The 9,998-nt window shown below is 50.3% G+C and carries 8 protein-coding genes and 1 riboswitch; of the genes, 1 reads left to right on the top strand and 7 read right to left on the bottom strand.

Annotated features, from left to right (window positions below; genetic code table 11):
- Window positions 1-236: 236 nt before the first annotated feature.
- Window positions 237-1,442 carry a purine nucleoside transporter PunC gene (punC, locus tag BZJ19_RS16655; protein ID WP_077676451.1) on the bottom strand — a complete coding sequence of 402 codons (1,206 nt, stop codon included), beginning with the start codon at window positions 1,440-1,442 and terminating at the stop codon, window positions 237-239.
- A 105-nt stretch (window positions 1,443-1,547) separates the two neighbouring features.
- Between punC and punR the strand changes: the two genes are divergently transcribed.
- Window positions 1,548-2,447 (top strand): DNA-binding transcriptional activator PunR, encoded by a 900-nt coding sequence (gene punR, locus BZJ19_RS16650; RefSeq protein WP_077676450.1) that lies wholly within the window; start codon window positions 1,548-1,550, stop codon window positions 2,445-2,447.
- A 1-nt stretch (window position 2,448) separates the two neighbouring features.
- On the opposite strand, the gene BZJ19_RS16645 is transcribed toward punR, so the two are convergent.
- The 6 genes from BZJ19_RS16645 to BZJ19_RS16620 all read right to left on the bottom strand — a co-directional run bounded on the left by BZJ19_RS16645 (window position 2,449) and on the right by BZJ19_RS16620 (window position 9,601).
- Window positions 2,449-3,075, bottom strand: coding sequence for a CDP-alcohol phosphatidyltransferase family protein (locus tag BZJ19_RS16645; protein WP_077676449.1), 627 nt, complete (start codon window positions 3,073-3,075; stop codon window positions 2,449-2,451).
- Window positions 3,068-3,739, bottom strand: a complete 672-nt coding sequence (locus tag BZJ19_RS16640; protein ID WP_077676448.1) for an ATP-binding cassette domain-containing protein — start codon at window positions 3,737-3,739, stop codon at window positions 3,068-3,070. Before BZJ19_RS16640 ends, BZJ19_RS16645 begins: the two co-directional genes overlap by 8 nt.
- Window positions 3,699-5,408: an ABC transporter permease gene (locus BZJ19_RS16635; RefSeq protein ID WP_077676447.1), complete on the bottom strand. Its 1,710-nt coding sequence runs from the start codon at window positions 5,406-5,408 to the stop codon at window positions 3,699-3,701. Before BZJ19_RS16635 ends, BZJ19_RS16640 begins: the two co-directional genes overlap by 41 nt.
- A 12-nt stretch (window positions 5,409-5,420) precedes the next feature.
- A complete protein-coding gene (locus BZJ19_RS16630; protein ID WP_077676446.1) occupies window positions 5,421-6,575 on the bottom strand; it encodes an ABC transporter substrate-binding protein in 1,155 nt (384 codons plus the stop codon).
- Between the two features lie 12 nt (window positions 6,576-6,587).
- The gene (lpdA, locus tag BZJ19_RS16625; protein WP_077676445.1) at window positions 6,588-8,723 is read right to left on the bottom strand and encodes a dihydrolipoyl dehydrogenase; all 2,136 of its coding nucleotides are present in this window, start codon (window positions 8,721-8,723) and stop codon (window positions 6,588-6,590) included.
- 284 nt (window positions 8,724-9,007) lie between these two features.
- Window positions 9,008-9,601, bottom strand: a complete 594-nt coding sequence (locus tag BZJ19_RS16620; protein ID WP_077676444.1) for a TfoX/Sxy family DNA transformation protein — start codon at window positions 9,599-9,601, stop codon at window positions 9,008-9,010.
- Between the two features lie 107 nt (window positions 9,602-9,708).
- Window positions 9,709-9,810: riboswitch (cyclic di-GMP riboswitch) on the bottom strand.
- Window positions 9,811-9,998 lie beyond the last annotated feature (188 nt).

Raw genomic sequence — 9,998 nt, 5'->3', positions numbered from 1 at the left:
GTCCTCAAGACATTGGTGAATGAGTTCAGGGCAAAGGAGATCGGATAGACCATTGAGTTGGTCAGCAGAGAATTGATGTATTCGGTCGAGGGCTTGTCTTAAGAACATAAAAAATCCGAGTGTGCAGAAACACTCGGATTTTGACACCCTCTCAGGATCGTTCAACCGATCATTTTTTGCTTAACTGATCGGCATTATCCCGAAAGACGCCTTTTTAGTCTCTAAATTCAGTGGTATTACGCGGCTGCTAGCGTTTGAGCTTGACGGTTTGCATGCCAGACCAAGCCAAAGCCAATAATGACTACCGCGCAGGTTGATAGCATGACCGTGGTGACGGCGATCAAGCCGGAGGCTGCAAACGCAGATACTACAGCGCTCGCCACGAAGCAGACCATCATTTGCAAGAAGTTCAACAGCCCTGCAGCGGTCGCGCTACAGGATTTGAAATCTTCCAAGGCGCGATTGACGACCAGTGGGTAGATGGCACCGTTCGCTGCCGCGAGGAAACAGAACGGACCTAAAATTACCCAGATGTTGGTGACATCGGTACGCCAGCTGATCAAAAAGATAACCACGACACTGATAACAAACAGCTTAAGCAGCCAAGGCAAGATACTGTGATCTTTAAGCTTGTTGAGGGCATGGCGACAGGCGTAGCCACCGACGACAAAAGCAATGGTTTGTGGAATATAGCTCAGACCAATATCCGCTTCGGTATAACCCATGGCTGACATCACGAACGGTGATCCTGTCAGGTAAGCAAAAAATGCCGCGGAACAACCTGCGAAAATAAGCATGTTACCGATGAATTTTTTTGATTTAAAAACTTGCTGATAGTCACTTACAAGTTTATCAATAATTTTAGTATCTTGTGTGGGTTTGGAAAGGCTTTCCTTTTCTCGTAAAGTAAAGGCAACAAAACCAACCCCTAACGCGAATAAAACCACAAAAATACTGCGCCAATCATATAGGGTGAGCAGGTGTGAGCCGACAAGTGGCGCCAATGCTGGCGATAAAGCGACGAGCGGCATGATGGTCGCGAACACCTTTTGGCCCAGCTTGCCTTCGTAGCGGTCAATGACCACGGCTTGCCAAATTACCGCAGCGCTGCATGCTCCTAAGGCTTGAACTAGACGTGCGCCAAGCAATAAATAAATGTTATTAGCAAAAATACACACCACAGTCGCGACTAAATAAAGGCTTAAGCCAATCAGCAGCGCGGGCTTGCGGCCGATCCGATCAGACAGTGGGCCATAAACCAGCTGCCCACAGGCCATCCCTAGCAAAAAAATACTCAGAGTAAGGCCGATATTGGCAGGGGAGGTCGCCAAATCGATTCGCATCGCCTCAAAAGCAGGTAAATACATATCAGTGGCTAAAAAGCCTAGCATACTGAGCCCTGCTAGCCACAGTAGCGTCATAAACGGCACTTGTTTGTTCATTTTTTGTCTCTTGATAGAAAACTCGACATAGAGATAGTTTATGGCTGACAAAGCTGGCTGTGAAACGCTATGATTTGAACATTGCTTTCAAAAAATTTGATTTGAATGTTTTCTTACCAAGATTTTCATGTGATCGATGTGGTTGCACGGCGAAGAAGTTTCTCTGCGGCAGCCGATGAATTGCACAAGGTACCGAGTGCGGTCAGCTACACGGTACGACAAATTGAAGACAAACTGGCGGTTACCCTGTTTGAGCGACTTCACCGCCAAGTGCGGTTGACACCGGCAGGAGAATACTTTGTGGCGCAAGCACGGGATATGCTGAAAACCATGGAAGATATTCGTCTACAAACGCAGCGAGTGGCTAATGGTTGGACACAAAGTGTCGCCTTAGCGCTGGATAACGTCGTGCGCGAAGATAGCGTCAATACGCTGGTGCGGGATTTCTACGATGCGTTTCCTGATGTCGAGTTGTTGCTAACCATGGAAGTATTTAACGGCGTATGGGATGCGTTGGCTGATGATCGAGCTGATATTGCGATTGGTGCCACGGCTGCTGTGCCAGTGAGCGGCGCGTTTCGCTACCGAGAAATGGGCACCCTCCGTTGGCGATTTGTGGTGAGCCCTTCACATCCATTGGTACAATGTGCACAGCCACTGGCTAATGATCAGCTCGCGCCGTATCCGGCTATCTGTTTGGAAGACACCTCGCGCCGCTTACCGCGCCGTACCACTTGGCTATTGGATAATCAGCGCCGCCTCACGGTACCGAATTGGCACAGTGCCATGCAATGTTTTAAGGCAGGGTTAGGCATTGGTGTGATGCCTTCACACATGGCAGAAGACGCGATTGCGCGAGGAGAGCTGGTAGAGCTTGCCCTTGAAGAGCCGCTATTAAGCAGTCCGTGCTGCATTGCATGGCGCTCGGATAAAGAATCACCACCGGTGCGCTGGCTGCTCGATTACTTAGGCGATAAAGAGCAGCTCCAACACCAGTGGCTATAAGCTAGGAGGAGGGTGTATCGAGCGCACGCAACGTTTGGTACCCCGCCCAAACTCGTGTTGCTGCAGTGATTAAACAGGCTGCGCCAAAGATGCCAGCAATCCACGCCATGTGTGTTGGGAAAAGGCACATTAACACAAAACTTGCGATGGTCTCCGTTCCTTCGGTGATCCCACCGATGTAATACATCGACTTATTGGCGTAAACCGGATTATCAATCTGGTGTTTGCTGGCCATGATTGCAAACGCTAAAAAACTTGCGCCTGTCCCCATAAAGCAAAACAGCAAAAAACTGGCGGCGATGGCGTTATTGACCGGATCGGCCAGAGCAAAGCCAAAAGGAATGGCAGCGTAGAAAATAAAATCGAGGGTAATATCCAAAAAGCCCCCCGCGTCCGTGAGCCCTTGCTCGCGGGCGAGCGCACCATCAAGGCCATCGAAAAGTCGGTTGATGATAATAAACACAAGCGCCAGCCAATACATTTGTAGCGCGAGAGCGGGCACGGCCAGCAAGCCAATCAAAAAGCCTGAGAGCGTGACGGTATCGGGTTTTACCCTCCATTTTGTAAGCTGCACCGCTGCCTGCTTCAATGGCCAGCGGATCACGGCGATGGCATAGCGATCAAGCATTTTGCATCTCCTCTTGCAGTACTGAGCTAGCTGAGCGTTTAGGCCAATTTAAACAACGGCTCTGGTGCGCAATATCCTCGGCATCATGCGTCACAATCAACGCAGGAATGTTTCGCTGCGCAATTTGCTCAAACACAAAGGCCCGAAAATCCCGTCGTAGCGGCTTATCCAGCTTACTAAAGGGTTCATCAAGCAAGATAGCATCGGGCGCGGCGAGTAATGCACGCAACACACTGATCCGCGCGCGCTGCCCGCCGGAGAGCTGGCTGGGGGCATAATCCGCAAACTCCGCTAAATTGACAGACCCTAATGTTGCGATGGCCTGATCACGTTTTTGYGCTTTGCTCATCGATGAAGACAGGGCAAAGGCTAAGTTTTGCCAGACGTTGAGATGCGGAAAGAGCAAATCATCTTGAAACAAAATCCCAATACGGCGCTGCTCCGGCGGTAAGTGATCAAAGGGCTCACCATTTAACGTCAGTTGACCGCTGTAATGCATCGGCGGTTGGATGTGCCCCGCCAATACACTCAGCAGACTCGATTTTCCGCAGCCACTGGGTCCCATCACGGTGAGTATTTCTCCCGGAGCGACCGAAAAGGACAGCTCACGCACCAAACATTGATCAGGCGCGTTTATGGTGAGTTGGTTGACACACAGTGTCATGGTGTTCAGCTCCTGAATAAGTTGGTGTTGATTTAGGTAAAAGGCGACGTTCAGCGATGCGGCTCAGCACAGTGGCTAAGGCGAAAACGACAAGTGGAAGCATCGCTTGCATCAGCCCATACAGGCCACTGATACGGCGATCAAGGCCGCTCGATAAGCTAACCGCCTCTGTGGTCAGGGTATTAATGCGTCCTGCGCCCAGCAATTGTGTGGGTAGGTATTGTGCCAAACTGACGCTTGCGCCGACCGCCCATGCCAAGATAATGGCGGGCAAAAGGAGTGGCAGTTTAACCCGCCACCATGCAAGCGTGGCGCTGACACCGAGGCTTCTGGCGGTTTGCATAAGACGCATATCAAATTGCTGCCACGGCCCATCGAGTGCGAGGTACACGTAAGGAAACGCGAAAAAAATGTGAGCCCAAAGGGTTGCCGGCACGTGCCACTGGCCGGGAAGGCTATACACCGCCACCTGAATACCGAACAAGATAGAGAGTTGAGGAACCAATAATGGAATAGCGATGACCGCTCTCGGCACTGAGCGTTGCTGATTGACTGACCGTTCCAGACATCCGATGGCAAATAGCAAGGCGACACTGGCGCTGATCACCGCCAGAACAATACTGTTCCCCGCCAATGACCACACATAGCTAAGCTCTTGCTCCCAAAACCGTAAGCTATATCGGCTGGGTAGCCAATCGGGAAATGACCAGCGCAGCGCGAATGACCACATCAGCAACACAGGCATAATTGCAAGGGGAGTGATAAACACCGGCCACCAGAGTGATTTGCCGGGTAACCATGCGTGGCGGCGCCCCGTGTATTGCCAGCGATTGAGACATTGGCAACCAAGCCACACCAAAAAGCGAAATAGCAATAAGGCCAAGCCACACAGAGCAAACAACAGCAAGGCACCGGCTGAGGCTCTAGGCAATAGCGCTAAATCAGGGTCATTAAACCACTGCCATACCAATACCGCATAGGTGGGCGGCGTATTCGGCCCAAGGATCATCGCCACATCAACCACTGAAAGGCTGTAGGCGATGACGGCAAAAATCGGGAAACGCATTTTGGTCAGCCAAAGCGGAAGAATGACTTTTAACCAGGTTGCGGTGCGGTTATACCCGAGGCTGGTTGATACCATCGTCAGCCGAGAGACATCAATTTGACGCAGCACCGATAGACTCATCAATAGTAAAAACGGAGTTTCTTTTAGCGTCAGCGCCAAGGTGAGCCCAATAACATAAGGGTCTTGTACCAGCGCCCAAGTCACGGGTTGATCGCCGAGAAGGGGAGTTAACAGGCGAAATAGCCAACCCGACGGGGATAGCAGCAAAACCAGACCAATCGCAAACGCGACGTGTGGTAATGCCAGTAGCGCAGGCAAGCGTGCACTGATCTTTTGCCAAATAGGCGTGTGCCAAGTAGCCTGTAAAATCATAAAGCTAAGTGCCACCGCGAGCAGGCTACTGCCTAACCCCGAGATGAGCGTTAGCTGAATAGATTGTGATAGCCCCGGCCATGCCATGACAGCTTGCCAGCCGCTAAAGTTAGCCTCCGTCAGCCCTAGTGTGGGTAAGAATGCAAAGGCGGTCGCGAATAAGCCGCCCACCCCTGGCAACAAGGGTAGGCAGCACACCGGTAGGGTAATGGCAAACAGCAAACGTGCCATATCAACCTCTTTCTATTGGCCGTAGCGTTTCAGCCAAGCGCGCTCAAGCGCGGTTTGCCAGCTTGGGTGTGGCTCGGGTTGGGTGTTAAAGCGGCTGACTTCGGCGGTGTCAGGCAGCTTCACCACGGGTGGATCGCCCCATACTTGGGTATCGGCTTTGCGCAGCTGTGCCTTTTCGCTCATTAAGAAGTTGATGGCGACCATGGCGCCGGCTTTGGCATTAGCGTTGTATGGAATCGCCATAAAGTGAATGTTAGACAGCGCGCCTTGGTCAAAGGCAAACGCACGCGCTGATGGGGCAAGTTTTCCAGAGGCCACCGCCGCTTTTGCTGCATTGGGGTTAAACGCTATCGCGACGAGAAGCTCACCATCGTCCAACAATTGGATAGTTTCAGCACTACCCGATGGGAACTGCGCGCCTTCGCGCCAAGCGACTTGGTGCAGTTGGTCGAGATAGCGCCACAATGGTGCGGTCACCGCGTCAAAATCCACCTCATCAACCGGCAAGTAAAGTGCCTCGCGCACATCGGTGAGTTCCAGTAGGGCGGCTTTCAAAAAACTGGTGCCGTGAAACTCGGGCGGTTTGGGGTAACTAATACGGCCAGGGAATGCTTTAGCCAAACTTAACAGTTCGGCGAAAGAGCGAGGTGGGTTGGCCAAGGTTTTCTGATCATGGATAAACACCAGCTGTCCCACCCCCCAGGGTGCTTCGAGGCCGTCTGTAGGCTCAGTGAAGTCTTCTTCAACCGGTAAGCTTTTATCGACAATTTGCCAATTGGGGAGCGTGCTGACAAAAGGGCCGTACAGCAAATCATTTTCCTTCATCGATTTGAAGTTTTCGCCGTTAATCCAAACCATATCGACACTGCCGCCGCTATCCTTACCTGCGGTCTTTTCGGCAAGCAGGCGATTGACGGTTTCAGCGATATCCGCCACTTTGACATGTTTAAGTGTGACACCGTAATCGCGTTGTAACTCGCGGCTTGCCCAGCGCAGGTAAGCATTGATCTCTTGATTGCCGCCCCATGCGTTAAAGTAAACAGTCTGGCCTTTGGCTTGTTGTTCAATACTTTCCCAACTGTTGTTTTCCGCGCTTGCAGAGGCAGTAAAACTGGCAGTACTCGCAATTGCCAATGTTAACGCCGCTATCCAGTGTTTCATTGTCATCTTCCTTTTCAATTAGTGACGCATCCAACGATGATATTTTTCGACCCAGTTAAGCAGCTTCTCGGGTGCATGGGCTTGTTTCCACATCCCAGCGGTATACTTCACCGCTTCACTCATAGTGGGATACGGATGGACGGTACCCAAAATTTTATTTAGTCCTAACCCGTGCCGCATGGCGAGAGTAAATTCTGCGAGCAAGTCGCCCGCATGCTCGCCAACAATAGTCACTCCCAGAATGGTATCTTTTCCTTTCGGTGTCAGCACCTTAATAAAACCGTGATCATTACCATCAGCAATCGCGCGATCCAGATCATCAATGCCGTAATAGGTCACTTCCACTTCTTGCTGATTGGCTTTGGCTTCTTTTTCATTGATGCCCACACGCGCCACTTCTGGCGAGGTGTAAGTCGCGGCAGGCATCACTGAATAATCAGCACGAAAGCGTTTGAATTGACCGAATAGTGCATTCACCGCGGCATACCACGCTTGGTGGGCACTGGCGTGGGTGAGTTGAAACGGACCCGCTACATCACCTACCGCATAGATATTCGGATAGACGGTTTGCAGATACTCGTTGACTTGGATAGTGCCACGCTCGGTTACGGGAATATCGAGCTTTTCGAGACCAAACCCTTTGGTGTTGGCACTGCGCCCTAACGCGACTAGCACCGCATCAAATGAGACAGACTTCTCACCGTCAGGGCCATCGAGTAACGCGATTTGCTCATTATCACTGTGTTCAAATGCTTTGACTTTGTGCTGTGTTAAAACCGTGACGCCGTCACGCTCTAACGCCTGCTCAACCAACTGGGCGGCATCTTTATCTTCGCGGCTGAGAAGTTGGTCAGCCATTTCTGCGAGCGTCACTTGGCTGCCTAAACACGAAAAGCTTTGCGCCAATTCCGCGCCAATGGGGCCACCGCCTAAAACCAACAACCGTGGTGGCAGCTCAGCCAGAGACCAAATCGTATCTGAGGTGTAATGTGTCACCTCTGCCAAACCGGGAATCGGGGGCAACATAGGGCGTGCGCCGGTCGCAATCACTATATTGCGGGTTGTGAGGCGTTCGCCATTCACCTCGACTTCCCATGGCGAAACGATTTGCGCTTCGCCTTGCACACACTCCACGCCGAGTTTGGTGTAACGCTCGACCGAATCGTGAGGCTCAATTTGGGTAATGACTTGCTTAACCCGCGCCATGACCGCCGGAAAATCAACCGCTGGCGCTTGGGTATGAATGCCAAAGGCCTTAGCCTTGCCAATTTCTCGCATGGTTTTCGCCGCGCGTATTAGCGCTTTTGAGGGAACACATCCGGTGTTTAGGCAGTCTCCTCCCATCGAACCTTTTTCGACCAGCGTAACCTTCGCTTTCACTACCGCCGCGATATAACTCGATACCAAGCCGCCTGCACCGGCACCAATCACTACCATATTGCGGTCAAACTGATGGGGCTTGTTCCAACCTTGATAGCGTTTACGACGTGTGATCCAAGCCATGACCCACTTTGCTAGCAGTGGGAAGATACCCAGTAAGGCGAGTGAGCCAAGCACCGAGGGAGACACCACATCGCCGAGTGCATCGATTTGGGCCAGTTGGGTCCCTGCATTCACGTAGACTGCGGTACCCGGCAACATACCGAGCTGACTGACCCAATAGAAGGTGCGGGTTTTGAATGGGGTTAGCCCCATCACGAGGTTAATCAGAAAAAACGGGAAAATAGGGATCAGGCGGAGGGTCAACAAATACAAGCTGCCGTCTTTCTCAATGCCACGATTAATGGTATCGAGCTTATTGCCAAATTTGGCTTGGACCCAGTCGCGTAACATAAAGCGACTCACCAAGAAGGCGAGGGTGGCGCCAATCGAGCTAGCAAAGGAGACCAACACCAATGCCCACCAAAAGCCAAAGAGTGCTGCGCCCAATAAACTCGCTACTGCCGCACCCGGTAAGGACAGGGCGGTCATCACCACATAGCCGACAAAAAACACCAGGCTTGCGATGGTCGCGTTTTCGATAATGTAATCATTCAATGCCACTTGTTGTGCTTTGGCGTTTTCAAGCGTGAGCCACTGGCTGAGATCTAAACTGAACCAAAGTGTTACAAGCGCCACCACCACTAAACCAAGCAATATCTTTTTTACTGGCATACTGTGTCTCGTCCGATAGTAAATGGGTCCCAGTTATTACTTTAGGTGCTGTAGCTGAATTAACTGGCTGATTTGTTGGTTACATTGAGGAACTGTGTCCTTAATCGTACCTTTAACCAGACCCGACCGATCGCAAGAAACTTTCGGTTTCTGTCTGAAATTAGTTTGAATGATGATTTATTGAGCGTTTAGTGCGTTCAGAAAAAGCGACACCGCCATAAAGGCGGTGTTGGACGCGAACATTGCTCACAAAAAAGGTAGAGAGGTATAGGTGTTGTGAGGAATTAATTTTCTAAATGTTGTAATAATTCTTGGCGACGTTGAGGTGGAACCACAGACCAATGTTTGCCAGTAATCGCGCCTTCTAGTGACCACAGTAACTCCAAGCTTAGCTCTTTTTCATGCGCCGAGAGAAGAGCTTTATAGGCATTAACGGCACCTTGTTGCTGTAAGCTTTCAGGCGTTTCAATGCCTGCTTTTTTCAGCATACGTTCGGTCGCAAGTCGTAAATTAGGCAAGTCTTTTAGACGAGATGGTGTGGATTGCTTTTTCAAAGCACGATCGCGTGTCGCGACATCCAGTGCATCTTTTGCCTCTGTGAGCAGTTTATCTTGGTCTTCCCACCAATATTCAGGAATCGCAAAATACTTAGTCACAACGGGAAAGCCCCGTTTTTTATACACGTAGGGCGCCAAGCCTTGTTTTTTCAATAGTGCTTCGTTTTCTTTTCCAGCACGTAAATGGAGAGTGTTGTTAACGACAAGTGCGAACATGGTGTCTTCACAAAAGATACCAAATCCACCAAACATTGAACGGGACTTTATGCTGCCAAATTTGGCAAATAACTTCATTGCGTTCTTTAAAGCTGGTTTATCCATTTGATTAAAATCTCGATGAATTACTAATGCCTAAAAAAGACGTCATAATGTAACAAGGCAAGATCGCAGAATTGTCAACGAGCCATCAAATTTGTCAGCTTTGATATGTTGGCAACCCCGCTACCGTTGATATTTGACATCATGTCAAAATATCGTTAGGCCGGAGGCTTTGCGTCCCATGCTTTCGCCATGGTTTGCCTTGTTCAAACGCTATTAAGCATATAATAATTAGACACCGATGTCGTCCTCTCTCATCAAACAAAATGTGATCTTGGTTCAGAGTGGGTGTAATTGATGGACTAGAGTAAAAGCACTATCGGAAGAGTGGTCGCGTAAAAAAACACCGCCAAGGCATTGACGGTGTTCTTCATAAAAGTTTCATTAAAACATTAAGATT

The sequence above is a fragment of the Salinivibrio proteolyticus genome, assembly GCF_001996165.1.
GTDB classification, from domain to species: Bacteria; Pseudomonadota; Gammaproteobacteria; order Enterobacterales; family Vibrionaceae; genus Salinivibrio; species Salinivibrio proteolyticus.
This window is presented reverse-complemented; position numbering and strand designations above follow the sequence as displayed.

Coding starts and splice junctions, on each gene's coding strand:
- lpdA (WP_077676445.1), bottom strand. CDS start 8,723: ATGCCAGTAAAAAAGATATTGCTTGGTTTAGTGGTGGTGGCGCTTGTA.
- BZJ19_RS16630 (WP_077676446.1), bottom strand. CDS start 6,575: ATGACAATGAAACACTGGATAGCGGCGTTAACATTGGCAATTGCGAGT.
- BZJ19_RS16645 (WP_077676449.1), bottom strand. CDS start 3,075: ATGCTTGATCGCTATGCCATCGCCGTGATCCGCTGGCCATTGAAGCAG.
- punC (WP_077676451.1), bottom strand. CDS start 1,442: ATGAACAAACAAGTGCCGTTTATGACGCTACTGTGGCTAGCAGGGCTC.
- punR (WP_077676450.1), top strand. CDS start 1,548: ATGTTTTCTTACCAAGATTTTCATGTGATCGATGTGGTTGCACGGCGA.
- BZJ19_RS16620 (WP_077676444.1), bottom strand. CDS start 9,601: ATGGATAAACCAGCTTTAAAGAACGCAATGAAGTTATTTGCCAAATTT.
- BZJ19_RS16635 (WP_077676447.1), bottom strand. CDS start 5,408: ATGGCACGTTTGCTGTTTGCCATTACCCTACCGGTGTGCTGCCTACCC.